Origin of the sequence: Kaistia adipata DSM 17808 (genome assembly GCF_000423225.1) — a bacterium.
GTDB classification, from domain to species: domain Bacteria; phylum Pseudomonadota; class Alphaproteobacteria; order Rhizobiales; family Kaistiaceae; genus Kaistia; species Kaistia adipata.
The window spans coordinates 440,657-466,113 of sequence record NZ_AUHO01000006.1 but is presented as its reverse complement, the minus strand read 5'-3'; the positions used below and the strand labels follow the sequence as shown (position 1 = coordinate 466,113).

Sequence of the window (25,457 nt, the reverse complement as noted above, 5' to 3'; positions counted from 1 at the left end):
TGCCTGCGGCCTCGTCACGATCCGGATCAATAGGCATTCTCGCTGTTGATCAGGCAGAACGGCGTCATCACGAGGATGTACAGATCGAACAGGGGAGACCAACGCTCGATATAGTCGAGGTCGTACTCGACGCGGCGATGGATCTTCTCAGGCGTGTCGACCTCGCCGCGCCAGCCGTTGATCTGGGCCCAGCCGGTGACGCCCGGCTTGACCTTGTGGCGGGCGAAATAGCCGTCGACCACGTCGTCCCAGAGCTGGTTTTCGGTGTGGGCGTTGACGGCGTGCGGACGCGGGCCGACCAGGGACAGCTCGCCGCGCAGGACGTTCACCAGCTGCGGCAGTTCGTCGATCGAGCTCTTGCGGATGAACCGGCCGACGCGGGTGACGCGCGGATCGCCCTTCGTGACCACGACCTTGGCGCTAGGGTCGCTCAGATGGTGGTACATCGAGCGGAACTTGAAGACGTCGATGACCTCGTTGTTGAAGCCATAGCGCTTCTGCCGGAAGAAGATCGGTCCGGGGCTGTCGAGCCGGATCGCGATCGCCGTGGCAAGGAAGACGGGCGACAGCAGGATCAGCGCGATGCTGGCGATCACGACGTCGAAGATCCGCTTCATGATCGAATCCCAGCCGGCGATCGGCCGGTCGAACAGGTCCAGCAGCGGAACCGGCCCGATATAGGAATAGGAGCGCGGCGTGAAGCGGAGCTTGCTGTTGAGCGCCGAGATGCGGATGTCGACGGGCAGCACCCAGAGCTTCTTGAGGAGCTGGAGCACGCGGTTCTCTGCCGTGAGCGGCAGGGCGACGATCAGCAGGTCGATATGGGCAAGACGGGCGAACTCGACCAGTTCCGCGACCGTGCCGAGCTTCGGCACGCCGGCGACCTCGTCGGGCGAGCGATCGCGGCCGCGATCGTCGAAGATGCCGTAGACACGAACGTCCGTCTTGGTCGGATCGCCGAATGCCTCCAGCAGCTGGGCCGCATATTCGCCGCCACCGACGATCACCGCGCGGCGCTCGAGACGGCCCGCGCGGGTCCAGCGCCGGATCAGCGAGGTCAGGATGGCGCGTTCGATGATGAAGAACGCAGCTCCGAAGAGGAACATGGCGACCAGCCAGCCGCGCTTGCCGCCGGTCTCGACTTCCAGGAAGAAGCTGCCAGCCGCGACAATGGCGATGGTCAAGATCCAGCAGATGAGGATTCGCGGCAGGGTCGACAGGTAGTCGCGCAAGGCCGTCAGCTTGTAGCCGCCAAGGGAGCGGATCGAGATGATGACCAGGAGAGGCGCCACGACGATAAGAACCGCCTGGCTCCAGCCATAGGCGCCGCCGGGCGTATGGGCCACGACGAAAGAGAGGATGAGGCCGATCAGCGCCAGCGCGGCGGCCTCCACCGCCTGCACTGCCGTTGCGAGGAAGCGCGATGACATCGCGTCGTTCGAGAGCGACTCGGCGACGCGGCGCGCGTGCTCGTTGAGGACGGGACGGCTCGAGGCGGTATCAATGCTTGCGGAGGTATCGATCGTCATGGCCTGCCGGAATGCTGCTTTGATTGCGGCATGCTAGCCCCGGCAGGCTAACAAACCTTTGCCGCTTGGAAGTCGGAGCGGCGCTAGAGCAGCGGTTCGCCGCGACGGCGAGGGGCGGGGTGGTCGGCCAGGCAATCGCGATAGACCGCGCCGACGACCTCGGTCATGTGCTCGACGGAGAAATGCGGGCGCACGACGGCAAGCAGTCGTTCCGCCGAGAGCACGGCGGCGGTTGGGTCGTCATGCTGCACGGCCATGGCATCCGCAAGGGCGTCAACGTCGCCGGGCACCACCAGCCGACCACTCTCCGGACCGAAGATCTCGGGAATGCCGCCGACCTTCGTGCAGACCAGGGGGCGCCGGGCCGCGGCAGCCTCGAGCACAACATAGGGCATGGATTCCGCGCGCGACGGCACCACGACGATCCGGGCCATGCCAAATGCCGTCCGTGTCGCCATGGCGGCATGGAACTGCGTCGTCGCATCGAGGTCGAGGGCCCGGACATGGGCCTCGTAGAGCGCCTTCGAGGGCCCGTCGCCGACGATGTGCGCCGACGGCGCCACGCCGCGCAATTCCCGAATGCGCGCCAGAGCGTTGATGAAAACATCCGTGCCCTTCAGGTCGCGCAGCATGCCGATGAAGAGAAAATCGGCAGCATCGGCGCGCGTCTCTACCGGCGCGAACTCGTCGTCGCGGAGGCCGTTCGGCACGACGCGCCAGGGCTTGCGTGGCGGCCCTACCTTGCGCGTATAGGTCTCCGCCTCGTAGCGGCTCACGAACACCAGCGCGTCCGTCAGCCGCTCCATGAAGCGCTCGATGCGGAAGAATATCCGCCCCGAGCGCGTCGCGGGATCGTAGTGCAGGCTGCCGCCGTGCGGACAGTAGATGCGAGCCACGCTGGAACCAAAGACCCGCAAGAGCGTGCCGATGATCCGGCCATACACGCCGCCTTTGGCGCCATGGGTATGGAGGACATCGGGATTGAGTGCCCGGATGCGGCGGAAGAGCCGCAGGAAGGCGAAGATGTCGGAGGGCGAGACCTGACGTTGCATCGGGGTCCGATGCAGCCCAAGCGCCAGATGCGGCCTCAGTTCGTCAAACAATTCCTCTTCGCGCGCGCCGCCCGTCGAGGAATCACAGACGATTCCAACGCTGTGGCCCTCGGCGGCCTGCGCCGCGGCGAGGTCGCGCACATGCCGAAAGATCCCTCCGACCGGCGATCGAAAGCAGTGAACGATCCTGAGCCTGCCGTGGGCCGGCGCATGAGGGGCACTCCGATCGATCATCGTGTCAGAAGAAGCGCTCGCGTACGTTGACCGTGTCGCCCGGGAAGATCGGCTGGGTCGGCAGCAGCCGGACCGTGGTGACCTTTCCGTTGACCTGCCGCGTAACGTCGACGTCGGTGCGCTGGGCGCGCGGCGTGAAGCCGCCGGCGATCGCCACGGCAGTCTGCGCCGTCATGCCGTTCACATAGGGATACTGCCCGGCGCTCGTGACCTCGCCCATGATGAAGAAGGGGCGATAGCGATCGACCTCCACCGAAACGTCGGGATTGCGAACGAAACCCTTGCGCAGCTTGGCGGCGATCTCGGCTTCCATCTCCTGCGGGGTGCGGCCGCGCGCGGCGACACCGCCAACCAGCGGCAACGAGATATAGCCGGCCTGATCGATCGTGTAGGTGTTGCTGAGATCCGACTGGCCGAAGACCACGACGCGCAGTCGGTCGCCGCTGTCCAGGCGATAGGGCGCGACGAGGGCCTTGTAGGTTTCCGGATCCGGCGGCGGATACGACGTCGCGCAGCCGGCAAGCAGGCTGGCGCCGATCAAGGCTGCGACGAGGGTGGGGAATCGCATGGGCAGGCGTCCGGATCGCTGAAGAATCTCTAGGTCGGACTGTCGCCCGCCATGGTTAATGCGACGTAAATTCTGCCTCCCTGATGACAGCCTCCAGGCGTCGATGCCCAGGGATCCGATCGGCGGGAAGTTAACGCCGTGGTTACCCTGAATTCACATGATCCGGCATCGACTGAAGGAATCATGCGTTACCATGGCGGACGGGCGTTTCGGGCAAATCGATGATGTCGAACTCGACATGCGCGCGCTGTTTGGCGCGCTGCTGCGGGCTTCGCCGTGGCTTGTCCTGTTTGGTGTGCTGTTCGCCAGTGCTCTCTATGTCGGCCTGAACTTCGTGACGCCACGCTATCAGGCGGAGACGAAGATCCTGATCGAGAACGGCGAATCGGAGATCACCCGCGCCGGGGCCAATGGCCAGGAAGCGCGGACGCTGCTCGACTCCGAGGCGATCGCCAGCCAGGTGCAACTGATCGGCTCCCGCGACCTGGCGACCACCGTCATCAACGACCTGGGCCTTTCGTCGCTCCGCGAGCTCAACAAGCCCCGTCTGATGCCGACCCTTGACCAGATGCTCGTGGGCATCGGCCTTGGTCGGCCGGCGCCGCAGCCGACACCGGAAAGCCGCGTGTTGCAGCGTTTCGCGGAGCGTCTCGATGTGTTCGAGATCGACAAGTCGCGGGTCATCGCGGTCAATTTCACCTCGACCAATCCCGAAATCGCCGCCCAGGTCGCGAACGCGGTCGCCGACGAGTATCTAGCGCTTGAGCGGGCGGCGCGGCGCTCGAACGATGCCGAAGCGACGCGCTGGCTGGAGGCGCAGATCGCCGGACTGCGCACCAGGGTCACCGATGCTGAGGCCAAGGTCGAGGCGTTCCGGACCGAGCATGGCCTGTTCTCCGGCGGTCAGAACAACAGCTCGCTTGCGCAGCAGAAGCTGAACGATCTGAACGCCGAGCTGGCGCGCCTCGTGGCCGCGCGCTCCGCCGCGGAGGCGAGGGCCGCGTTCGTCCGCAAAAGCCTGGCCAAGGGCGAGACGCCCGACGTCGTCGACGTGCGGGATTCGCAGCTGATCCAGCGCCTCCGGGAGCAGCAGGTGGCGCTTCGCGCGCAGGTCGCTCAACTCTCGGCGTCGCTGCTTTCGGGCCACCCTCGCATCAAGGAGCAGAACGCGCAGCTGGCAGACCTCGACGTGCAGGTGCGGCGCGAGATCACACGCATCTTGCGCAGCATCGAGGATGAGGCGGCCACCGCCCGCGCCCAGGAATCCGACATCGGCCAGGACATCACCCGCGCCAGGGCGGCCACGGGCGAGACCAATGACGCCGAGGTCCAGCTCCGGGCGCTGGAGCGCGAGGCGACGGCGCAGCGCGACCTGCTCGAGAGCTATCTGCGGCGCTATCGCGAGGCGACGTCGCGGCAGGACGGCAACTACTTGCCAGCCGACGCCCGCATCATCTCTCGCGCCGCCGTGCCGCTGGAGCCGATCTTCCCGAAGAAGTTGCCGCTCACGGCGGCCGCGACGGTCGCGCTTTTGCTGCTGGCGATTGCCATCATCACGATCCGCGAGCTGACCTCTGGCAGGGCCCTGCGCCGCATCACGCTGCAGGCGCCGCCGCCGGCTGCATCCGCCGTGCCCGTGGAGGGGCGGATGCGCTGGGACGAGGAGCCGACGACCCTGCCACCGCTGCAGCCGGCCCTTCCGCCGCTTTCGCGCGGGCTGTCGGCCGAGGTGCAGGATTCGCTCAACACGATCGTCGACCAGATCGTCGAGGGCGGGGTACGCCGGGTCCTGATTGCAATGGCCGATACTGGCGACCAAGCCGGTCGTCCACTCGCCGCCGTCTCGCTCGCCCGGGCGCTTTCGCGTCGCGGCAACCGCGTGCTGCTGCTCGATCTCCACGCCGATGGCGCCGATAGTCGAGCCATGGCCGTGGAAGGCAGCGCTCCCGGGCTGACGGATCTCTTCGCCGGACATGCATCGTTCACGGAAGTCATCTTCAGGGACCGCCGGTCGCGCGCTCATCTCATTTCGCACGGGCTGCTCGAATTCGCTCCGGCGGCGGCGCAGGGCGAGCAGTTCGTCACCATCCTCGACGCACTCGACCAGACCTACGACCAAATCCTGCTCGATGCCGACGGGGATCTGGCGCTGCAGCTCGCCCCCAAGGCCAGCGCCGTGATCCTGGTGTCCGATGGCAGCGAGAGCGATCCCCACACGCTTCGGGCGTTCGAGGCGATGCAGGCTGCAACCTCCGCCAAGGTGATGCTGCTCATCGCCGAGGCTCCGCTTTCGGCAACGGAGCACCATCAGGCGGCGGAGCTCGCCTGATCAGTCGGCGTCGGCCGGCGGTCCGTTCTCGGCGCGGCGGCGCCAGCGACGCAGTCGCTTCAGGGCCTGCCAGAGCTTCGGATTGTCGCGCGCAGCGCGTTCGATACGGTCGGAGGCGCGGAACAATGCCGCCGCGAGGGTTCCCATCAGGGTCACCGGAATGATCGCGCGAACATGCGGTTCGATCTCGTCGAGCCAGGATGCCTTGTAGCGCTCGTCGCCGCGACCCAGGTCGAGAGATGTGAGGCCGCGTTCGCAGCTCGCGGAGATCACTTCGAAGAGCATGAGTTCGCCGGGGCTGACGCGACGCCATTCGTCGTTGGCGACCGACATGAAATAGCCGCTCAGCCTTCCCGCATGGGTGCCGCTGCCGAGGATGGCGCGCACCTTTCCGTCGATTTCGACCGCGTCGAGATCGAGCACCGTCGAGCCTGTCCCGGTCCAGCGGCGCGCGACCAGGGCGCGGAAGAAGTCGGCGACGCCCGGTTCGGCGAAGCTGTCCGCGATGCCATTGCCGCGGAACCATTCCGCCTTCTGGGCAAAATACGCCTCGAGAATGGCTTCCGCCTCGGCCTGCGCTCCGGCTCGGATCAGGCGCGAACCACCGACCGGGGCAAGCGTATTGGCCTGCCAGCGCCGCTTCTTGCTCTTCTTGGCGCCGCGATGGGCGGCCAGCACGGTCGAAAAATCCGGCGCGAGCCGCATCATCCCGACATCGCACCGGGCCTGGGAGGCCATTGGCACCGCGGCAAGCGGATTGATCTCGCCATGGAAGCGGACGGGTTGGGCATCAAGGTCAAAGAGGTCGACGTGCCCGATCGCCTTGCCAACGCGGTCGAGCAGTGCGGTGGTTCGCGCCGGGGTCAGCCAGGCCGCGAATTCGGGATCGAGCAGTCCCATCCGGATGTTGGCATGTTCGCCGCCGAGGAAACGCGCGATCCGGAAAGGACCGAGGCGCTCGACGCCGAGCGGCAGGATGGCCACCAGCGTGCCATCGGCGTATCGCACCGAAACGATGGCTGGACGGATCTTCTGCGGGCCCGTGGCCCTCGCGACCCAGCAATCGATCCAGTCGAAGCTCTGGTAGACGGATGCGGCCGCGCACTTTTCCAGACGTCGCCAATCGGTTTCCAGCGTGGCGGCGGAGGCCGAGACCTCCAGTTGAAGCTGGGAAGCCGAAAGGTCCTGCCGGTGTAGTTCTGGCGTTGATCCGTCCATCGAGGGTGAGCCTGTGACCTTGAGCCTGCTTCCGGCGTGGCTATCAACCTATCGTAAATATCGGGTTCGTATGAGCGTGTTGCGGTTGCTCGCCTTGGAATGTCTGGGTCGCGGATGCAGGGTCTCAAGATTGCCGGCTACAAGGCGGGACTGAACGCTCTCTACCTGAGCGGCGCGCATCGCTATGTCTCGCCAAGAACCCAGGGCCGGGGCGCCATCCTGATGTTTCATCAGGTGCGGGCTCGTCCGCCGGGGCGCTTCCATCCGAACGCGCATCTCGAAGTGACGCCGCAGTTCCTGGACGTCGTCGTCCGGCGCGTGCGCGCCGCCGGGATGGAGATCGTCGACCTGGACGAGGCCGCTCGGCGCATGGCCGGTCCCGACGATGGCGGGCGTTTCGTCGTCCTGACCTTCGACGACGGCTATCGGAACAATCTCACGGAAGCCTATCCCTTGCTGCGGGAACTCGGTGCGCCCTTCACCGTCTATCTGGCGAGCGGCTTTGCCGATCGGACCGCCGTTCCGTGGTGGGATCTTCTGGTCGCCCTCGTCCGGCACGTTTCGCAGCTCAGCATGCAGGTCGGCGATCAGGCGATCGAGCTGCCTTCGCGGTCATTGGGACAGAAGCGCGCGGCCTGCCGCATAGCAGCGACAGCGCTGTGCCGGGTCGACGAGGATGAGCAGCGCCGGGCCATTGAATCCGTGGCGCGGGCACATGGCATCGATCCGGTCGAACTGGTCGCGCGCGAGATGATGGGCTGGGGTGAAGTCCGCACCCTGGCACAGGATCCGCTCGTCACCATCGGGGCCCATACCGTGGGACACTATGCGCTGGCCCGCCTCGATGCGGCTCGAGCGCGCCGCGAAATGGCGGAAAGCCGGGACCGGATTGCCGAGATGACGGGCAGCCGACCGCGCCATCTCGCTTATCCCTATGGCTCGCAGCGTTCAGCGTCGGAGCGCGAGTTCGCGCTCGCGGCGGAGCTCGGTTTCACCACGGCGGTGACGACCCGTCGCGGCGTGCTCACACCGGACAGCCGGATACTGGCCTTGCCACGCATCTCCATGAACGGGCATTTCCAGCATGCGCGCTATGTCGACCTGCTGCTCTCCGGCGTGCCGCTGGCTCTGGAGGGGCCATTGCGGCGCCTGTTGCGCGGCTCCCTCAGCCCTTCGGGGACTCGGGCTTCTGCATCCACTTGATGATGACGCCGGCCGGGAACACCCAGGCGAGACCGACCACCACGTAGTAGATCATCTGCACCAGCTTGGACGCGTCGACCAGCTTCAGCTGCGCGATCACCATGGCGATGAAGGAGTATACGACCACCAACGCGACGAGCGCGATCATGCCGATGAATTTGCGGAGCCGGATGGGCATGTCGTGCCTTTCGTGATTGTCTTCGCGCTGGCATAGCGCGTTCGGCGAGTGACTTCAAAGCCAGACCGGCGGCAATGTCCTATGGCGGGCCGCGACAAGGGCCTGACGTTGCGCGACCGGATGTCGCGCGGCCGATTGGCGTGAGGGCGACGGGGTCTGTTGTCCGTGCCCGCGCGAGCCGCTAATCGGTCCGCTGGACGATCTTGAGGTGCAAAATGACGACGGATGGTGTGGTGACGACTGGCCAGCTGCGCGGGGCGCCGCCGCGCGACCGGACGCGCGATCGCTCGTTGATCCGTCTCTGGCTGGGGGCCGTGATCCTTCTGGTCATTGGCATGATCGTCGTCGGCGGCGCGACGCGCCTCACCGGGTCCGGCCTCTCGATCACCGAATGGAAGCCCATTCATGGCGTGATCCCGCCGATCGGCGACGTTGAGTGGCACGAGGAATTCGACAAGTACAAGCAGATCCCCCAGTACGAGATCGTCAACAAGGGCATGACCCTCGACGAGTTCAAGAACATCTTCTGGTGGGAATGGGGGCATCGTCTGCTGGGCCGCATGATCGGCGTGGTGTTCTTCGTGCCCTTCGTCCTACTGTGGATGACGGGGCGCATCGAGCGGCCGCTGATCCCGCGCCTGCTCGGTCTCTTCGCGCTCGGAGGCCTGCAGGGCGGCATCGGCTGGTGGATGGTGACGAGCGGCCTTGCAGACCGCATCAGCGTCAGCCAGTACCGGTTGGCGACCCACCTCACCATCGCCTGCCTGATCCTCGCCGTCGCCGTCTGGATCAGCCGTGGGCTCGATCCGGACAAGGGTGAGGACCGCGCCGCGTCCGTTCCGCTCAAGGGCATGGCGAGCTTCATCGTCGCCATCGTGCTGGTACAGATCTTCCTCGGAGGCCTTGTCGCCGGCCTGAAGGCGGGCATGACCTACAACACCTGGCCGCTCATGGACGGCAGCTTCATTCCGGCCGGTGTCTACGACTATGACCCGGCCTGGCTCAGCGTGTTCGAGGACGTGATGACGGTCCAGTTCGACCACCGCATCGTCGCCTATCTTCTCGTCATCGCTGCCCTGGTCCACGCCTTCCAGGCCTGGAAGCTGGTTCCGGGATCGCATGCGGCCCGACGGGCCCGTCATCTCGCTGTACTGGTCCTGGCCCAGGCCGGAATCGGCATCGCCACGCTCATCGCCGTCGTCCCGCTCGACCTCGCCCTGCTGCACCAGTTCGGCGCGGCGGTCGTGCTCTGGGCCGCGGTATCGCATCGGCGGGCGCTCAACCCGCCGACGCCGGTGACCGCCTGATTTCTCGGGCGGCCACCATGCGGCTGGATCAGTCCTCCAGCGGTGCGACGTAGACGCCGCGCGGCAGGCGGCTGACGATGCGCGGGCCGTCCGCCTCGAGGATGACGATCTCCTCCAGCCGGATACCGAACTTGCCGGGCAGGTAGATGCCCGGCTCGATCGAGAACACCATGCCCTCCTCGAGGATGGTCTCGCTGGTCGAGGTCAGGTAGGGCGGTTCATGCCCCTCCAGCCCCAGTCCGTGACCCGTGCGGTGCGTGAAGTAGGGGCCATAGCCGGCCGCGGTGATGACGCCGCGCGCTGCCGCGTCGACATCCTTGGCCGCCACGCCGGGCTTGGCCGCGGCGCAAGCTGCCTGCACGGCCGCCTCGACGACGGCGTGGACCTTCCTGTATTCCTCGCTCGGTGTCCCGACATAGGCCATGCGGGTCAGGTCGCTGGAGAAGGCGCCGGAGCGAGCGCCGATGTCGATGACGATGGCGTCACCTTCCGCCACCGGCTGGTCGCCGGTCGCATAGTGCGGGAAGGCGCCATTGCCACCGGCGCCGACGATCGCGAACAGGGTCGTGGCGCCGGCTTCCTCGAACACCGCGCGCACCGCGTCGGCGATTTCGCGTTCCGTCACGCCGGGGCGAATGGCGGCGAAGGCCGCCTCCATTGCGCGGTCGTCGATCTCGGCGTTGCGCAGGATCTCGGCCTTCTCGGCCTCGTCCTTCGAGAGACGCATGCGACCGACGCTCTCGGCCGCGAAGGCTGCCTTCGGCGATCCCATCGCCTCGATGACGAGCAGCGCGAAATCGGCCCGCATCGTCTCGTCGACCTGGACGAGCTTGGTGCCCTTTTCGATTCCGAGCGACTTGAGGAGCTCGGCGAGCGCGGCCTGGGGGCCCGTTGCGTCCGACCAGGTGAAGAACGGCAGGTCGGTCTGGCGCCGCATCTCGTCGGCGTTCAGCTCCGGCATCAGGACGGCGGCGCCAGTCGGCGTCGCGATCAGCAGGCAGGGGCGCTCGTCGGCATGCGGGTGCACGTCGGCGATGTAGGCCATGTGCGGGCCTGGTCCGAGCGCGACGGCGTCCACGCCGTTCTGCCGAAGCATGGATTGAAGGGTCGCTAGCCGCGTCATGAAAGCCTCCTGTAAGAATTTCACTATTGGTAAAAACAAGCGGCGGGGCGGTCAACCACGAAGCCGGCGGAGACGTCTTGCGGACGAGGGACAATTGCTGCATTCCCAAGCCATTGCCGATCACGCCACAGGCCCTTCATGCGCGTCCTCCTGATCAAACTCTCGTCGCTGGGCGATCTGGTGCACACCTATCCGGCGCTGACCGACGCGGCGCGGGTCGTGCCGGGCCTCGAAATCGACTGGGTCGCGGATGAGGCCTTCGCGCCGCTGGCGCGCCTGCACCCGGCCGTTCGCAACGTGATCGCCCTGCCGATCCGGCGGATGAAGAAGCAGCCGCGCGAGACGATGGCCGAGATGAAGGAGGCGGTCTCGGCGTTGCGTGGCGGCGGCTATGATCTGCTCATCGACGCGCAGGGCCTGATGAAGAGCGCGCTTGTCGGTGTGTTCTCGGGCGTCAAGCCGCGGCACGGATTTGCCCGTGGCAGTGCAAGGGAGAGCATGGCGACCTGGTTCTATCAGGTCGGGCATGAGATTCCCGAGACCGAGCACATGGTGACGCGAATCCGAAAGCTGTTCGCCGCGTCGCTGGGCTATCCGATGCCGGAGACGGCGCCGGATGCAGGTCTCGTTCCGGATTTCGCGAACCAAGGCATCCGCACGCGTACGGGAGACGGCGTCGTCCTGATCCACGGCACCAGTTGGGCCACCAAGACCTGGACGGTCGAAGGCTGGCGCGGCGTGGCGGAGCGTTGCGGGACGGCCGGCCTCAAGGCCAAGCTGTTCGCCCATGGCGCGACGGAGACCGAGCGAGCCGCCCGGATCGCGGAGGGCCTCGCCAATGTCGAGCGCGTACCGGCGGGCGGGCTCGACAGCATCATTCCGGTGATCGCCAACGCCGCCGGCGTCGTTACGGTGGACACGGGTCTCGGCCACCTCGCGGCGGCCTTCGGCATTCCGACCATCGGCCTCTACGGCCCGACCAATCCGGGCCTGACCGGACTGGTCGGACCGGATGTCGAGGAGTTCGTGGCGACGCGCGACTGCGCGCCCTGCGAAAAGGCGACGTGCCGCATCAAGCCGGATTTTGGCGAAGGGCCGCCCTGTCTGGCCGATCAGACGCCAGGGCGTGTCTGGCAGGCGCTGGCCAGCCGGCTGCGACTTCCGTCAGGCGCCGCCCTCTGACCGATCCAGTTTCTCGGCTTCGAACAGCGCGCCCATGACGTGATAGAGCGTCGAGGCCGGCATATGGTCGACCAGCGGCGTGCCGTCGACGTCGAAGCGGTCGAGCCAGCCGCCCTCATAGGTTTCCGGCGCGAAGGTGATCAGGCTGGCGAGCAGGTGATCCGCCATCTTTGCCGCGTCGGGTTGGCCGGCCTGCGCCGCTGTGACGAGTGCCTTGACGCCTTCGGCGTGCGGCCAGGCGCGGTAGCTCGGGATCATGACGCTACCGTCTTCGGTCACCGCGTCGACGATCAGGCCCGTTTCCGCGTTGAGGCCATGCTCCAGTCCGAAGAACAGCAGCTTGTCCGTGACGGCCTCCGGGACCGAACCGCCCAAGCGTCGATATTCGCCGAGCAGCCAGACCCATTCGAACAGATGGCCGGGCTCGACCCGGTTCTTGCCGCGTGGGTTAAGAGGCTGCCAATCGAGCGTGAAATCCTCCAGCAACGCGCCGTTCTCGCGGTCGATGAAGCGCGCGAGGGCCAACTCGATCAGCGCGGTTGCCCGCGCGAGGTCGCGTTCGCGGCCCGTCGCCTCGTAGAGCGCCAGAACGGCCTCGACCAGATGCATGTGCGGGTTCTGACGCCGGGTCGGGTCATCGGTCGGCGCCGCGTCGAAATGGCCGCCATGGGGCGCGGCAAGCACGACGTCGATCTCGGCCAGCGTCTCGTCGGCGAGGCGGATCGCGTGCGGGTCGCCGGTCAGGCGGTGGCTCCAGGCGAGCGCGTAGATGATGAACGCATGCGCGTAGAGATCGCGGACGCGGTTCGCGGGCTTGCCATCCGGATCGATCGAGAAGATCCAGCCGGGATGCCCGTCGGCACGATGATAGAGGCGCTCCACGTGGGCGAGGCAGGAGGCGACCTTGTCGTCAGCGCCGGAATGCCAGCCGGCGAGGCTGGCACGGGAATAGGTAGCGATCTGGCGGGCCTGCACCATCAGGCGCGAGGCGGAGAGCTCAATCGGATGGCGGTCGAAGTCGAGCCGCTCGTGAAACAGGCCGCGGCGCTCGTCGAAGCCGTTGCTGCACCAGAGGGGCAGGGCGAGGTCCTGCGCCCAGGCTCTTGCAAACGCGAAGCTTTTCACGAGCGTGCTGCCGCGACGAGGGCGCTTGTCGAGCGGCCGGGGACGATATTGGCAAGCACCAGCCGGCCGCCATTGGCCTTGACGAAGTCCGCTCCGACGACTTGGTCCTCGCGATAGTCGGCGCCCTTGACGAGCACGTCCGGCTTCAGCGCCTGGATCGCCTCCAGCGGGGTATCTTCGTCGAACAGGATGACGAGATCGACGGCGCGGAGCGCGCCCATCACGCGGGCGCGGGCCTGCTCGTCCTGAAGCGGGCGGGCCGGCCCCTTCAGGCGCTGCACCGAGGCGTCGGTGTTGAGGGCGACGACGAGGCGGTCGCCTTCGCGCGCGGCCGCCTCGATCAGGGCGATATGGCCGGGATGCAGCAGGTCGAAGCAGCCATTGGTGAAGACGACGCGCGAACCGCGCGCCTGCCAGCGGGCGACGATCCTCGCCGCCTCCTCTCGCGATACCAACACGCCGGCGCGATCCTCGGCGTGGCTGGCCTGGTCGAGTGCCGCTACCAACTCGGCGCGGGTGACGACCGCTGTGCCCAGCTTGCTGACGGCGATCGCGGCCGCCGTATTCGCGATGACAATGCTGGTCTCGAGCGACTGGCGGTTGGCGAGCGCCACGGCCAGCGCCGCGACGACGGTATCGCCGGCGCCGGAGACGTCGAAGACTTCGCGCGCCTCGGCCGCGACATGGGTGATCTCGCCGTTCTGACGCCAGAGCGTCATGCCCTTCTCGGCGCGCGTGACCAGGACGTCGCCGCCGAACTGGCGGCTCGCCTCGGCGGCGGCGCGGACGGTCTCGGCGTCATCGTTCCCGGCGATGCCGGTGGCCTCGAACAGCTCCTTGCGGTTCGGAGTGACCAAAGTCGCGCCTCGATAGACCTCGAAGGTGCGGCGCTTCGGGTCGACGATGACCGGAATGCTGCGCGCGTTCGCCTCGGAGATGAGGGCGCTGATGACAGCATCGGACAGGACGCCCTTGGCGTAGTCCGAAAGCACGACGACATCGGCCTCGGCAATAGCCCGCTTGCCGGCCGTGATCAGCGCCCCTTCGGCTTCGGCGCCAGGCGCCGCGGGATCCTCTGCATCGATGCGAACAATCTGCTGACGGCCGCTCATCACGCGCGTCTTGGTGACCGTCGGGCGTGTCGCATCGACGACGAGCTTGTCGAGGTCGACGCGCGGATGGGCGGCAAGCGCGCTGCGCAGCTCACCGGCCTCGACGTCGGCGCCGACATAGCCGACCAGCGTGACATCGGCGCCGAGGCCCGCCACGTTGGCCGCGACGTTGGCAGCGCCGCCCGCGACGATGCGCACATTGCCGTGCAGCAGGACGGGCACGGGCGCTTCCGGCGAAATCCGGCTGACCGATCCGGTGATGTAGCGGTCGACCATCAGGTCGCCGATCACCGCGACGCGTCCGGAGTGCAGTTCGTCGAGCATGAGAGTTCCTATGTCGGCCTGTTGGCGGCGCTCGCCTGTAGGAGCACCCCCGCGACGAAATCGTCAAGATCCCCGCCGGGAAAGCGGTGGCCGGCGACACCAGCACCGGCGGCCGCCGCCATGTCGCTCGGCAGGTCGCCGATCATGAACGAACGGCCGGCATCGATCGGCAATTGCCGCAGCGCCCGCAGGATCATGCCCGGTCCCGGCTTCCGGTCGGGATGATCGACCCGATAGGCCGGTACGATGCCCTCGGCGTGGTAGGGACAGCTGTAGAAGGCATCGATGCGAGCGGTCACGCGCCTGAGTTCCCGCTGCATGTGGGCATGGAAGCGCGCCACGTCATCCTCGCCATAGTAGCCGCGCGCCACGCCGGATTGGTTGGTGACGACGACCACCATGTAGCCGGCCTCGTTCAGACGGCGGATGGCAGCCGGCGCGCCGGACACGAACTCGAGATCCTGGGGCCTGTGGGTATAGCCGTGGTCGATGTTGATGACGCCATCGCGATCGAGGAACGCGGCCGGACGCAGGATTCGGTTCAAAGTGCGATGCCCTTGGCGAGGTAGTCGCCAACATAGCTGCCGATGCCGGTCTCCAACGAACGGAAATCGGCGTTGTAGCCGGCCCGGCGCAGCTTCGAGACGTCCGCCTCGGTGAAGTACTGGTAGGCGTTGCGGATCCGTTCAGGCATGTCGACATAGTCGATCCGCGCCTCCTGGCCGGCCGCGGCGAAGACGGCCCGGGCGAGATCGGCGAAGCTGCGTGCCTTGCCGGTTCCGACATTGAAGATGCCGCTGACGCCGGGGCTCGCGATCAGCCAGCGCATGACGTCGACGCAGTCGGCGACATGGACGAAGTCGCGCAGCTGGCCGCCATCCTCGTAGTTCGGGTCGTGCGAGCGGAAGAGCGTCACCGCCTCACCGGCGGCGGCGGTCGGGTAGATCTTGTGGATCACCGAGCGCATGTCGTCCTTGTGCGCTTCGAACGGCCCGTAGACGTTGAAGAACTTCAGTCCGGCCCATTGCGGCGGAGTCGGGCGCTCGGCGCGGACGTCGGCGATGATGCGGCGGTCGACGGCGAGCTTGCTCCAGCCATAGGCGTTGAGCGGGCGCAGGCTCGCGAGATGATCCGGATCCTCGCTGTCGACGAAGCCGTCCTTGCCGTCGCCATAGGTCGCGGCCGACGATGCGTAGATGAGGCGGATCTCCCGTGCCGTCGACAGTGCGAAGAGATCCAGCGTCGCGCGGATGTTTCGCTCGACGATCAGGTCGACGTCCTGCTCGGTCGTGGCCGAGATCGCGCCCATGTGGACGATCGCCTCGACGCGGCGGTGGTGCTGTTCGAGCCAACCGAGCGTCGCCTCGGGACGAATGACGTCGTCGAGCAACACATCGGCGAGGTTGAGCCATTTGCGGCCGGCGCCGAACCAGTCGGCGACGACGACCCGCCAGCCGTCGCTGGCGAGCGCCCGCGCCATGTTGGAGCCGATGAAGCCGGCGCCGCCGGTCACCAGGATCGTGTCGCGGCCGTCTCTGCCCAATACGCTCATCCGTGCTTCCTCGATGCCGCGTCGGCGCGGTCCTGAACAGCTCTGCGCGATCTCGCGCTTTGGTCGGTTGGATAGCCCAAGTCAGGAGATGATGAAACCGTCCGCGCGGAAGCGACGATCAGCCGGCCTCGGCTCGCGCCACGGCCATGACACGCTCGACGGCGCCGAAGACGCGCTGGGCGTCGATCCCCTCGAGGCAGGCGAGTGTGCCGAGCGGGCACTCGCGCTTGAAGCAAGGCCGGCAGGAGAGCTCGATCGAGACGATCTCGGCGTTCGGGGCCGTCGGCGGCGTCATCTTTTCCGAACTCGATCCGTAGATCACGACGAGCGGGCGGTCGAGCGCGCCAGCGACATGCATCAGGCCCGAATCGTTGGAGACGACGGCGGCACAGGCGGCGAGCAGCGCTGCAGCCTCGATCAGGCTCGTCCGGCCTGAGATATCCTCGACCGGCACGCCGGCCAGCCGGGCGATCTCGGCGGAGATTGCCTTGTCTTTGGGGCCGCCGAAAAGGCGGACGGCATAGCCGGCCTCGGACGCCAGGCGGGCGAGGGCCGCGAATTTGGCAGCGGGCCATTGCTTCGCGGGACCATACTCGGCGCCCGGGCAGAGGCCGAGGACTGGGCGGTCAGTCGCAAGCCCGAACTTCGCCGCCAGCGCGCCGAGATCGAGATCCGGCTTCTGCAGTAGCGGGCGCGGCGACGCGGGCGGCGATCCGGCGGAGCCGGCGAGCGCGACGAACCGATCGATGGTGCGCGCCGACTTGCGATTGGAATCGGGCCGCGCGTCCGTGAGCAGGATGCTCCGTCCCTCGGCCGCGTAGCCGATGCGCTCGGGAATGCGCGCCGCGAACGAAGGAATGGCGGCCTTGAAGGCGCGCGGGAGGATGACGGCCGAACCGTAGCCAGCGGATTTGAGCGAGCGTCCGACCTTCCAACGGCCGGAGAGGCCGAATTCGCCATGGCCGAAGCCGAGAGGGATGGTATTGCGGACGCCTTCGATCAGGCTGGCGATCGGCAGCGAGGCAGGCGGTGCCAGCACGTCGACCGGCCTGCCCGGCCAGCGCCGGCGCAGCGCCGCGACCAGGCTTGCGGCCATGACCATGTCGCCGACCCAGGAGGGGCCGACGAGGAGAATGGGCGAGGTTGGATCGGTGGTGCGCATGTGGTGGCTCGGGGCCTTCATGGCCCCGGGCAGGACGGCCGTCAAGCGACATCAGCCGCGAGGCTCGGTGACGGGGAACTCCTGCGGCGCGTTGCCTGGAAGTTCCTGCGGTACCGGCTGGATGTCGGGCCGCGGTTGCGGCGAATCTGGATCGGGGATGTCCGGGTTGTCCGGCAACTCCTGCGGCGGGACCGGAGGAATGTCCGGGGGCGTGGGCGGTGGATCGGGCCGTGGCTGCGGGTCGTGGACGGGCCGGGCCGGCCCGGGTGGCCTGGGGTGCGGCGGCTGGCCTGGATCGGGCACGTCGGGCCCGGGAGACGATGCTTCCGGTTGGGACATGGGAACTCCTTTCACCGATCCAACGGGATGCGGCGGAAAGGAGTTCCGGCTTCAGGTGCCGTGGGACGTATTCGGTTCGGCCGGGCCTTCCGGAGGATCGTCCGCGATGTGGCGTCCTCCGAAAAGCAGTCGTTGGTAGACGAGCCCGATGCCGATCAGCACGGCGCCGAGGCCCATGAAAGAGAGGGCCCGCCACACGCCCTCGAGGTTCGACATGTCGAACAGAAAGACCTTGAGGACGGTCACGACGATCAGCAGGGCGGACGCAAGCCGCGCGGCGCGCTGCCGGAAGACGATGCCGAAAGCGAGCAGCAGGATGCCGAGCACCAGCCAGGCCGCCGAATAGGCATAAGATTCGGCAGAACCCACGGGATCCCACGAGAGATCGGGGGAGGTGGCGAACAGGAAGCGGATTTCCAAAGTCACCGCGGCGAAAGCGAGCGCCAGCGCCACCGACCCTGTCACCAGTTGCAGCCAGCGCGGCCGGGCGATCGGCATCGTCCACGCGACCAGTCCGCCCAGCACCGCCGAGAGCCCATAGGCGAGGATGATCTCGTTGAAGATCGGACCACCGGCGACCGCGTCGCCCGTGAAGAGCGGGTTGGCGACGACGCCGAGGCCGATCACGGCGTTGGCGAGGCCGATGAGGCGAGCCAGCATTCCGCCGATGCGGAACACAGGACTCGGCCGGCTCCGCGCCAGCCGGGTGAGCCCGAGCGCGAAGGCGAAGGCGGCGGCCGTGGTCAGGCCCTGCTCGCTGAGCGCCGTCGCCGGCGTCAGCAGGTCGCCGCCAAAGACGATCGCGCGGATCTCGAAGACGACGAGGAGCGCGGACAGGATCACCGACAGCGCCTCCGCCGCGTAGACCGCCCGATCGACCCGGACGCGGCGAAGCAGCATCGACGCCAGCGCGAATGCGGCGGCCGGGATGCCGTAGCCGAGCAGGATGGAGAGATACACGCCGGAACCGGTCCGCACGCTGAAGATGTACGGATCCCAGGCGATCCGGCCGAGCACGAGCAGCGCCAGCGCGGCGACGGCGTAGCGCAGCACGGCGATGGGGCGCCGGATCTGCACCCAGGCTGCGCCGAGGCCGGCGAGCGCCAGCGCCGTCGTCAGCATGCCACCCTCGAGCGCCATGGTGAGGGCGCAGGCCACGGAGGCGACGGCTCCGGCGGCGAAGACGCCGGTCGGAATCGTGTCGAGCACGGAGCCCGGCCGTTCGCGCTTCGCGTAGCGCTCGGTGAGGAAGGCATAGAGTGCGGCCAGCGCCACGGCGATGGCCGCGAAGCCGAGATTCGAGACGAAGCCGGCAATCCGGAGATAGGCGACGATCATCGCCGCCACGGGGCCAGCGGATGCTGCCGCGGCGTGGGCGGCGATCGTGAAGGGACCGGGCTCCGAACGCGCTTCCAATCGGCCGAGTGCCGTCGCGATCAGCGCCGCCGCGCCGAGCAGGGCGGCACTGCCGAAGGTTCGCACGGCGTCGGGCGTCGGAAAATAGGTCGCGAACGCGGTCGTGACATAGGTCGTCGGTTCGAGCGCCGCCTGTTGGGCCGCCGGCCAGAAGAACAGCAGCACGACCAGTTCGATCGCGGCTATCGGGGCCGCGAGCGCCACGGCATCATAGCGCCGGGCGAGCAGAAGCAGGACCGCGCCACCGGCGAGCGCCGCCGCGATGCTGGTCGTCGCGTAGTTTTCTGCGAGCGTTCCGAGCACGAACAGAGCGGCAAGGCCGGCCAGGACGGCCACGGCGAAGCCATCGGGGCGATCGCTCTGGTCCCCACGCTGGACATCGACCACCAGGAACAGCGCGGCAAGGATCAGGATGACGATCGCGTAGAGGCCGTTCCCGATCGCGCCGGCGTCGGTCGGCAGCATGACGACGCCCCAGAGGATCGCCGCGACGCTGGCCGCGATCGCCAGCCAGCGCCAGAGGCGTAGCCGGGCGAGAGCATAGGAGAACCCGGTCACGATGACGAGGTAGAGCATCAGCGCCGGAATGTTGGGCGTGTTCGATTCGATCAGCAGCGGCGTCGCATAGGCGCCGACCATGCCGAGACCGGCGAGCCAGGCGCCATGCAGCCCCGCGGCCACCATCGTCGCCATGCCGATCAGCCCAAGCAGCACGAAGGCGGCTGTCGAACCAATCATGCCGAACAGGGCATAGGCAGCGTACACGGTCGCGAACAGGCCGACCGTGCCGGCCGCGGTGAGGACTCCGGGGATGTTGGCGGCCGGGATGCGCGAGAAGGCGGTGACGCGATCGGAGCGGCGCAGCCATTCGCCCGCGCCCAGCAGCGCTACCGAGAACAGGGCGCCGAGCGCAATCCGAACGCCAGGGCCGAGCAGGCCGGCTTCGATCGAGAAGCGGACGAGGAAGATCGCCCCGAGCGCGAGGGCCAGGCCGCCGACCCAGACGGCCCAGCGGGCGCCCAGTCGCTGCTCGAGAGATTCGCGCGGACGGGCCGGCTGCGTTGGCGGGACGACAATCGCCTCTGGTTCAGGGGGAACCGCGACCTCTTCCGGCTCTGCGGGGACGAAGACTTCCGGTGGCGCCACGGATTCCGGGACTTCCGGTTCGACGCCGATCTCGGGCTGCTCCGCCGCGAGCGCGGCCGAATCGACCGGCGGAGGCGCCACGGCGCGCAGGGAACGCAGCTCCAGCGCATGCAGGCGCGATTCGAGCCCCCGGATGCGCCGCCGCGCGCCGAGCCCCATGATGAAGGCCGAAATCGCCAGGATGGGCAGGGCGATGAGGGCGAGAATCCCGAATGCGATCAATCCGTCCATGCGACTCTGTTAACACGTGCATGAGTTGTGCGCTGTGATGGAATTCGCATCGGGGCCGCCGTCGACCAAGGCTCGTCCGGCCCTGGGACGTCTCGCGCAGTTGCCGCAGCCGCGACTTAGCTATATCCCGCAGCCCTTGAGCAGAACATCAACGGGACGGTGAGCGCGTGAGCAGAGCCGAAGCGACGGCAGGCGAGGCAGGAACGATCTGGACGCGCCTCGCGGCGACGATCGAAAACGCGGTCGACCGAATCTCGCGGTCTTCGGCCGCGAGCCTCGCGCTGATTGCCGTCGTCGCGCTTCTTTCCTTCGCGCCGGGTCTTTCGACCTTGCCGCCGGTCGATCGCGACGAGCCACGTTTCGCGCAGGCGACGCACCAGATGGTCGAGACGGGCAACTATCTCGACATCCGCCTGCAGGAAGAGACGCGCTACAAGAAGCCGATCGGCATCTACTGGCTGCAGTCGCTCGGCGTCTGGCTCACCGGGACCGGTCCGGATGCGCCGATCGGCGTCTATCGCCTGCCGTCGATCCTCGGCGCCATTCTGGCGGCCTGCCTGACCTGGTGGGTCGCGATCGCCTTCGGACGGCCGCGCGTCGCGCTGCTGTCGGGTCTGCTAATGGCGGCGGCGCTGCTGCTCGGAATCGAGGCGCGCCTCGCCAAGACAGATGCGATGCTGCTCGCCACGATCCTCGCCGCGCATGGCGCGCTGGCGCGGGCCTGGCTTTCGACATCCACCGGGCGCGAGACCTGGCTCGCCGTGATCTTCTGGACGGCGCTCGGCGCCTCGATCCTGATCAAGGGGCCGCTCGGCCTCGCGGTCATTGCCTGTCCGATGATCCTGCTCTCCATCATTGGCGGGTCCTTCGGCTGGATCCGGCGGCTGGCGCCGCTGCCGGGCGTGATCTGGATGCTCCTGATCGTCGCGCCCTGGTTCGTTGCGATCGGCATCGCCAGCAAGGGCGCGTTCTTCGCAGAGGCCGTCGGCAAGGACCTGATCGGCAAGGTAGTGAGCGTGCAGGAATCGCACGGAGCGCCGCCCGGCGCCTATTTCCTGCTGCTGTTCTTCACCTTCTGGCCGGCCGCCGCCTATCTCAGCACCGGCATCACCTGGATCATGGACCGGCTGAAGCAGCCGATGATCCTCTATGCCTTCGTTTCGGTCGTGCCGTTCTGGCTGGTCATCGAGGCGACGCCGACCAAATTGCCGCACTATGTTCTTCCGCTCTATCCGCTGCTCGCCATTGCGACGGCCGCGGCGCTCGATGGCGGCGGCATCCGCCGGGATGGCTGGTTCGCGCGCTTCGCCGCCTCCGGCGCGGCGCTGATGCCGGCGGCGCTGGCGGTCGCGGCTATCGTCATCGCGATCCTGCTCGGCGAAAGCCCGTCTGTCGCCGGCATACTCATCCTGGTCGTCGCGGCCGGGATCGGCGTCGTCTCGGGCCGGCTCTTCGCGCATTCGCCGATCGCCAGCGCCGTCGTGGCGATCCTGGCGGCGATGATCACCTATCTCGGCATCTTCGGTTTCGTGCTGTCCAGCCTCCAACACGTCAGGATCAGTGAGAACCTCGCCTTGACCGGTCGCGCGGCGCTCGATTGTCCCGATCCGCGCTTCGCCAGCGCCGGCTATGGCGAGCCGAGCCTGGTGCTGCTTGCCGGCACCGACACGGTCCTTACGGATGGGGCAGGGGCCGCCGACTTTCTCGCGACGGGCTCCTGCCGCGCCGCCTTCGTCGAGAAGCGTCAATTGCAGCGATTCGCCGAACGCGCCGAGGACCTGGGCCTGAGCGCAAGAAGCGCCGGAACCGTGCGCGGCTACGCCATCAATGGCGGCCGCCTCGTCGAATTCCAGGTTCTGGTACCGCGCGGTGAGGCACCATGAGCGTCCGGATGTTTCGCCTGAAGCGCCGCCTGTCCTGGCCGCGCGAGAACTGCGCGGCGATCGCCGAGCGGGCGCGGCGCGTGCGGCAGCGTCCGACCACGCATGCGCCCGTCTTCCAGGTCTCGGATCTGGTCGCGCTGCTGGTCATCAGCGTCGCGCTGATCCTCATTGTCGGCTTCGCCTTCGACGCGGTCTCCGTCGAGAAGGCCCGCGCGCTGCCGCGCTTCATCCATGTCATCGGCGACTGGCTGTCCTATTTCGGCAAGTCGCAGTTCGAGCTGGTTCCAGCAGGCGTGGTCGTGCTCCTGCTGATCTGTGGCCGTTGGTCGATCGTGCCGGCGCGAGTGCGCACCGCGTGGGCGGAAGTCGGAGCGCTCGCCTTCTACATCTTCTGGGCGATCGCCGGCTCGGGCATCCTGGTCAACATCGTGAAGCAGATCATCGGCCGCGGCCGGCCGCCGACCTTTGACGAGTATGGCGCGTTCGTGCTGCATCCCTTCGAGTTCGTCCATCGCTTCCAGAGTTTTCCATCCGGCCACGCGACGACGGCCGGCGCTGTGATCGCGATCGGCTTCCTCGTGTTTCCGCGCTGGCGCCTCGTCTTTTTGCTGTTCGGCCTGTTCATGGCCGGCAGCCGTGTCGTCGTCGCCGCCCACTATCCGAGCGACGTTCTGGCCGGGCTGATCTTCGGCTATGCCTTCAGCCTCTGGTTGGCCGGACGATTTGCCGCCTCCGGCTGGGCCTTTGCACGCGGCTCGACCGGCTCTATAAGGGCACGCACTGCGGCGATCGAGGCGGCCACCGAGACGCCCGCCCGCATCGCGATCCTCTTCGCCGGACTGCTGGATGCACTGGCGGGACGGCGCATCTGGATCGCAGCGCTAAAATCCATCGGAGACGGTTCAGATGACGATGCCCGCTTCCAGCGAGACCGTCGTGGCAGTTCCTGACGCGGGCCCTCGCGTGCCTGCCCGGCGCGACGTGTCCGTCGTCATCCCGTGCAAGAACGAGGCCGAGAACCTGCCCGAACTGATCGCTGAGATCGCGGCCGCGCTCGACGGGCGCGACTTCGAGATCATCGTGGTCGATGACGGTTCGACCGATACGACGCCCTCCGTCGTGCAGAAGCTGATGCAGACCCGTCCGTGGCTTCGGCTGCTGCGGGACACGCGATCGAGCGGGCAGAGCGCCGCCGTTCGCACCGGCCTGCTGGCGGCGCGTGGCGACGTCGTGCTGACGATCGACGGCGACGGCCAGAACAATCCCGAGTTCATGCCGGCGATGCTGGACGCGCTCCAGAAGAGTGGTCCCGATACGGCCCTCGTGGCCGGCCAGCGCCTGAAACGCACGGATTCCGGCGCCAAGCGCCTGGCCTCACGTTTCGCCAATCGCCTGCGCGGCTCGATCCTGAAGGACGGCACGCGGGATTCCGGCTGCGGCCTCAAGGCCGTGCGGCGGCACGTCTTTCTGCTCTTTCCCTATTTCGACGGCTGGCACCGCTATCTGCCGGCGCTCGCGATCCGCGAGGGCTACAAGGTCGCGCATGTCGACGTGGTCGACCGCAACCGCCGTCACGGAACTTCGAAATACGGCATCATGGATCGCGCGCTCGTCGGTGCGTTGGATCTGTTCGGTGTCTGGTGGCTTATCAGGCGGCGGAAGAACATCCCGGCGCCGACGGAGGTGAATATCGATGGCCGGTAATCTCTTGGGCGCCATCGGCGACTGGCTGCACCACGTCTTCGTGGAGCAGTTCGACGTCTGGATCCTGCTTGGCTTCGTGGCGCAGGCCATGTTCACCATGCGCTTCGTCGTGCAGTGGATCGCCAGCGAGCGCGCCAAGCGCAGCGTCGTGCCCGCCGCGTTCTGGACCTTCTCGATCCTCGGCGGCGGACTGCTGCTGGTCTATGCGATCTACCGCAAGGACCCGGTCTTCATCGCCGGGCAGGCGGCAGGCCTGTTCATCTATTTCCGCAATGCGTGGTTCATCCTGCGCGAGCGGAAAGAGGCCCGGGAGAACGGCGCCGTCAGCTGAGATTGCTGACGCGCGCGAAGCTCGCTTCGAGGTCCGCGATCAGGTCGGCGGAATCCTCCAGGCCGATCTGCAGGCGGATGATGTGATCCTCTGCCGGCCAGGGGGCTGCCGTGCGGCGCGGGCGGCCGATGATGGCGAGGCTCTCGAAGCCGCCCCATGAATAGCCAAGGCCAAACAGGCGCAGGCCGTCGAGGAATGCCTTGACCTTGTCGAGGCTCCAGCCGTCCGGAATGACGCCGAAGAGACCGCTCGATCCGGTCATGTCGCGCTTCCAGATCGCATGGCTCGGATCGGAAGCAAGCCCCGGGTGCATGACGCGCTTCACCTCGGCCCGCGCCTCCAGCCAGCTTGCGATCTCAAGGCCGGACTGCATTTGCTTGTCGAGGCGCACGCCCATGGTGCGGATGCCGCGAAGCGTCAGGTAGATGTCGTCGGGGCCAACGCAGATGCCGAGCGTGCCGTGCGTCTCAATCAGCATCGGCCAGGCGCGCGCATTGGCAGCGATGGTCCCAATCATGACGTCGGAATGGCCGCAGAGATATTTGGTGCCGGCGATGATGGCGAGGTCGACGCCGTGTTCAAGCGGCTTGAAGAAGTAGGGCGTGGCCCAGGTGTTGTCGGCGAGCACCAAGGCGTCGCGCGCGTGGGCGACCTTGGCGATCGCCGGAATGTCGGACACCTCGAAGGTCAGCGAGCCCGGGCTTTCGAGATAGACCGCGCGGGTGTTCGGCTGGAACAGCTTGGCAATGTCGGCGCCGATATCCGGGGCGAAGAACGTCGTCTCGATACCCATGCGCTTCAGAACGGTGTTCGCCACCTGGCGGGCCGGGTCGTAGACGTTGTCGGCCATCAGCAGGTGGTCACCGGACCGCAGGACCGACAGGAGCGCGGTCGAGACGGCCGAGAGGCCCGATGGGCAGAGGACGCTGCCTTCGGCACCCTCCATCTCCGACATCGTCGCCTCGAGCGCCTCGATGGTCGGCGTTCCGCGCCGGCCATAGGTGTAGCGCTGCTGGCCGCTCAGGAGGTCGTCCGAGGTTTCAAACAGCACGGTCGACGCATGCACGACGGGCGGATTGACGAACGGGCCGGTGATGGCGTGGTCGCGGCCGCTGCGCACCAGGCGCGTCAGGGGCTTTTCACCGGCGTGGGCATTGTCATTCCGAGACATGGGAACTCCGAAGCGGGCAAAGTTGACGGGGGCCCGGA

21 protein-coding genes are annotated in these 25,457 nt (G+C 67.4%); 8 read left to right on the top strand and 13 right to left on the bottom strand.

Annotated features, from left to right (window positions below; all coding sequences use genetic code 11):
- Nucleotides 1-26 precede the first annotated feature (26 nt).
- From G539_RS0102465 to G539_RS0102455, 3 genes are all read right to left on the bottom strand, one after another.
- A complete protein-coding gene (locus tag G539_RS0102465) occupies nucleotides 27-1,529 on the bottom strand; it encodes an undecaprenyl-phosphate glucose phosphotransferase (protein ID WP_029073792.1) in 1,503 nt (500 codons plus the stop codon).
- Between the two features lie 83 nt (nucleotides 1,530-1,612).
- Nucleotides 1,613-2,722, bottom strand: coding sequence for a glycosyltransferase (locus G539_RS23445; protein ID WP_245576781.1), 1,110 nt, complete (start codon nucleotides 2,720-2,722; stop codon nucleotides 1,613-1,615).
- Between the two features lie 97 nt (nucleotides 2,723-2,819).
- Nucleotides 2,820-3,383, bottom strand: a complete 564-nt coding sequence (locus G539_RS0102455; protein WP_029073791.1) for a polysaccharide biosynthesis/export family protein — start codon at nucleotides 3,381-3,383, stop codon at nucleotides 2,820-2,822.
- 193 nt (nucleotides 3,384-3,576) lie between these two features.
- Here G539_RS0102455 and G539_RS23440 point away from each other — a divergent pair, with 193 nt between their 5' ends.
- Nucleotides 3,577-5,712, top strand: coding sequence for a GumC family protein (locus G539_RS23440; protein WP_051231030.1), 2,136 nt, complete (start codon nucleotides 3,577-3,579; stop codon nucleotides 5,710-5,712).
- Here G539_RS23440 and G539_RS0102445 read toward each other — a convergent pair whose 3' ends face one another.
- A complete protein-coding gene (locus G539_RS0102445; RefSeq protein WP_084639735.1) occupies nucleotides 5,713-6,930 on the bottom strand; it encodes a GNAT family N-acetyltransferase in 1,218 nt (405 codons plus the stop codon). It abuts the gene before it with no gap.
- 114 nt (nucleotides 6,931-7,044) lie between these two features.
- On the opposite strand from G539_RS0102445, the gene G539_RS23435 reads away from it, so the two are divergent.
- A complete protein-coding gene (locus tag G539_RS23435; protein ID WP_051231029.1) occupies nucleotides 7,045-8,133 on the top strand; it encodes a polysaccharide deacetylase family protein in 1,089 nt (362 codons plus the stop codon).
- On the opposite strand, the gene G539_RS0102435 is transcribed toward G539_RS23435, so the two are convergent.
- Complete coding sequence (locus tag G539_RS0102435) at nucleotides 8,096-8,311, bottom strand: DUF2842 domain-containing protein (RefSeq protein WP_029073789.1); 216 nt, start codon at nucleotides 8,309-8,311, stop codon at nucleotides 8,096-8,098. The two genes, G539_RS23435 and G539_RS0102435, sit on opposite strands and share 38 nt — an antisense overlap.
- Nucleotides 8,312-8,526: 215 nt before the next feature.
- Here G539_RS0102435 and G539_RS0102430 point away from each other — a divergent pair, with 215 nt between their 5' ends.
- The gene (locus G539_RS0102430; RefSeq protein ID WP_084639731.1) at nucleotides 8,527-9,618 is read left to right on the top strand and encodes a COX15/CtaA family protein; all 1,092 of its coding nucleotides are present in this window, start codon (nucleotides 8,527-8,529) and stop codon (nucleotides 9,616-9,618) included.
- Nucleotides 9,619-9,646: 28 nt separating this feature from the next.
- Here the strand turns inward: G539_RS0102430 and G539_RS0102425 are convergent, their stop codons facing one another.
- On the bottom strand, nucleotides 9,647-10,741 hold the full coding sequence (locus tag G539_RS0102425) for a M24 family metallopeptidase (protein WP_029073787.1): 1,095 nt from the start codon (nucleotides 10,739-10,741) through the stop codon (nucleotides 9,647-9,649).
- 138 nt (nucleotides 10,742-10,879) lie between these two features.
- On the opposite strand from G539_RS0102425, the gene waaC reads away from it, so the two are divergent.
- Nucleotides 10,880-11,923: a lipopolysaccharide heptosyltransferase I gene (gene waaC / locus G539_RS0102420; protein ID WP_029073786.1), complete on the top strand. Its 1,044-nt coding sequence runs from the start codon at nucleotides 10,880-10,882 to the stop codon at nucleotides 11,921-11,923.
- Here the strand turns inward: waaC and G539_RS23430 are convergent.
- The 6 genes from G539_RS23430 to G539_RS0102385 form a co-directional block, all read right to left on the bottom strand.
- Complete coding sequence (locus tag G539_RS23430) at nucleotides 11,906-13,048, bottom strand: AGE family epimerase/isomerase (protein ID WP_035829868.1); 1,143 nt, start codon at nucleotides 13,046-13,048, stop codon at nucleotides 11,906-11,908. The genes waaC and G539_RS23430 overlap by 18 nt on opposite strands.
- On the bottom strand, nucleotides 13,045-14,484 hold the full coding sequence (gene rfaE1 / locus G539_RS0102410; protein WP_029073785.1) for a D-glycero-beta-D-manno-heptose-7-phosphate kinase: 1,440 nt from the start codon (nucleotides 14,482-14,484) through the stop codon (nucleotides 13,045-13,047). Before rfaE1 ends, G539_RS23430 begins: the two co-directional genes overlap by 4 nt.
- An 8-nt stretch (nucleotides 14,485-14,492) precedes the next feature.
- Nucleotides 14,493-15,029 carry a D-glycero-alpha-D-manno-heptose-1,7-bisphosphate 7-phosphatase gene (locus G539_RS0102405; RefSeq protein ID WP_029073784.1) on the bottom strand — a complete coding sequence of 179 codons (537 nt, stop codon included), beginning with the start codon at nucleotides 15,027-15,029 and terminating at the stop codon, nucleotides 14,493-14,495.
- On the bottom strand, nucleotides 15,026-16,036 hold the full coding sequence (gene rfaD, locus G539_RS0102400; protein WP_029073783.1) for an ADP-glyceromanno-heptose 6-epimerase: 1,011 nt from the start codon (nucleotides 16,034-16,036) through the stop codon (nucleotides 15,026-15,028). The genes G539_RS0102405 and rfaD overlap by 4 nt, the downstream gene beginning before the upstream one ends.
- Before the next feature lie 118 nt (nucleotides 16,037-16,154).
- Nucleotides 16,155-17,198: a lipopolysaccharide heptosyltransferase II gene (gene waaF, locus G539_RS0102395; protein ID WP_029073782.1), complete on the bottom strand. Its 1,044-nt coding sequence runs from the start codon at nucleotides 17,196-17,198 to the stop codon at nucleotides 16,155-16,157.
- 390 nt (nucleotides 17,199-17,588) lie between these two features.
- A complete protein-coding gene (locus G539_RS0102385; protein ID WP_029073781.1) occupies nucleotides 17,589-20,330 on the bottom strand; it encodes a DUF2339 domain-containing protein in 2,742 nt (913 codons plus the stop codon).
- 167 nt (nucleotides 20,331-20,497) lie between these two features.
- On the opposite strand from G539_RS0102385, the gene G539_RS23420 reads away from it, so the two are divergent.
- The 4 genes from G539_RS23420 to G539_RS0102365 are packed head-to-tail and all read left to right on the top strand — an operon-like array spanning nucleotide 20,498 to nucleotide 24,248.
- Nucleotides 20,498-22,213 carry an ArnT family glycosyltransferase gene (locus G539_RS23420; protein WP_051231028.1) on the top strand — a complete coding sequence of 572 codons (1,716 nt, stop codon included), beginning with the start codon at nucleotides 20,498-20,500 and terminating at the stop codon, nucleotides 22,211-22,213.
- Nucleotides 22,210-23,163, top strand: a complete 954-nt coding sequence (locus tag G539_RS26005; protein WP_051231027.1) for a phosphatase PAP2 family protein — start codon at nucleotides 22,210-22,212, stop codon at nucleotides 23,161-23,163. The genes G539_RS23420 and G539_RS26005 overlap by 4 nt, the downstream gene beginning before the upstream one ends.
- Entirely contained in the window at nucleotides 23,120-23,917 is a 798-nt protein-coding gene (locus tag G539_RS0102370) for a glycosyltransferase family 2 protein (protein WP_084639729.1), read from the top strand. The genes G539_RS26005 and G539_RS0102370 overlap by 44 nt, the downstream gene beginning before the upstream one ends.
- Nucleotides 23,907-24,248, top strand: a complete 342-nt coding sequence (locus tag G539_RS0102365; RefSeq protein ID WP_035829863.1) for a lipid-A-disaccharide synthase N-terminal domain-containing protein — start codon at nucleotides 23,907-23,909, stop codon at nucleotides 24,246-24,248. The genes G539_RS0102370 and G539_RS0102365 overlap by 11 nt, the downstream gene beginning before the upstream one ends.
- Here the strand turns inward: G539_RS0102365 and metC are convergent.
- Nucleotides 24,241-25,419 (bottom strand): cystathionine beta-lyase, encoded by a 1,179-nt coding sequence (metC, locus tag G539_RS0102360; RefSeq protein WP_029073778.1) that lies wholly within the window; start codon nucleotides 25,417-25,419, stop codon nucleotides 24,241-24,243. The two genes, G539_RS0102365 and metC, sit on opposite strands and share 8 nt — an antisense overlap.
- Nucleotides 25,420-25,457: the final 38 nt, after the last annotated feature.

What these genes read in the sequence shown, in the direction of transcription:
- G539_RS26005 (WP_051231027.1), top strand. Translation starts at nt 22,210, where the DNA reads ATGAGCGTCCGGATGTTTCGCCTGAAGCGCCGCCTGTCCTGGCCGCGC.
- G539_RS0102445 (WP_084639735.1), bottom strand. Translation starts at nt 6,930, where the DNA reads ATGGACGGATCAACGCCAGAACTACACCGGCAGGACCTTTCGGCTTCC.
- waaC (WP_029073786.1), top strand. Translation starts at nt 10,880, where the DNA reads ATGCGCGTCCTCCTGATCAAACTCTCGTCGCTGGGCGATCTGGTGCAC.
- G539_RS0102365 (WP_035829863.1), top strand. Translation starts at nt 23,907, where the DNA reads ATGGCCGGTAATCTCTTGGGCGCCATCGGCGACTGGCTGCACCACGTC.
- G539_RS0102455 (WP_029073791.1), bottom strand. Translation starts at nt 3,383, where the DNA reads ATGCGATTCCCCACCCTCGTCGCAGCCTTGATCGGCGCCAGCCTGCTT.
- G539_RS0102435 (WP_029073789.1), bottom strand. Translation starts at nt 8,311, where the DNA reads ATGCCCATCCGGCTCCGCAAATTCATCGGCATGATCGCGCTCGTCGCG.
- G539_RS0102430 (WP_084639731.1), top strand. Translation starts at nt 8,527, where the DNA reads ATGACGACGGATGGTGTGGTGACGACTGGCCAGCTGCGCGGGGCGCCG.
- rfaD (WP_029073783.1), bottom strand. Translation starts at nt 16,036, where the DNA reads ATGAGCGTATTGGGCAGAGACGGCCGCGACACGATCCTGGTGACCGGC.
- waaF (WP_029073782.1), bottom strand. Translation starts at nt 17,198, where the DNA reads ATGCGCACCACCGATCCAACCTCGCCCATTCTCCTCGTCGGCCCCTCC.
- rfaE1 (WP_029073785.1), bottom strand. Translation starts at nt 14,484, where the DNA reads ATGCTCGACGAACTGCACTCCGGACGCGTCGCGGTGATCGGCGACCTG.
- metC (WP_029073778.1), bottom strand. Translation starts at nt 25,419, where the DNA reads ATGTCTCGGAATGACAATGCCCACGCCGGTGAAAAGCCCCTGACGCGC.
- G539_RS23440 (WP_051231030.1), top strand. Translation starts at nt 3,577, where the DNA reads ATGGCGGACGGGCGTTTCGGGCAAATCGATGATGTCGAACTCGACATG.
- G539_RS0102465 (WP_029073792.1), bottom strand. Translation starts at nt 1,529, where the DNA reads ATGACGATCGATACCTCCGCAAGCATTGATACCGCCTCGAGCCGTCCC.
- G539_RS0102425 (WP_029073787.1), bottom strand. Translation starts at nt 10,741, where the DNA reads ATGACGCGGCTAGCGACCCTTCAATCCATGCTTCGGCAGAACGGCGTG.
- G539_RS23435 (WP_051231029.1), top strand. Translation starts at nt 7,045, where the DNA reads ATGCAGGGTCTCAAGATTGCCGGCTACAAGGCGGGACTGAACGCTCTC.
- G539_RS0102385 (WP_029073781.1), bottom strand. Translation starts at nt 20,330, where the DNA reads ATGGACGGATTGATCGCATTCGGGATTCTCGCCCTCATCGCCCTGCCC.
- G539_RS0102370 (WP_084639729.1), top strand. Translation starts at nt 23,120, where the DNA reads ATGACGATGCCCGCTTCCAGCGAGACCGTCGTGGCAGTTCCTGACGCG.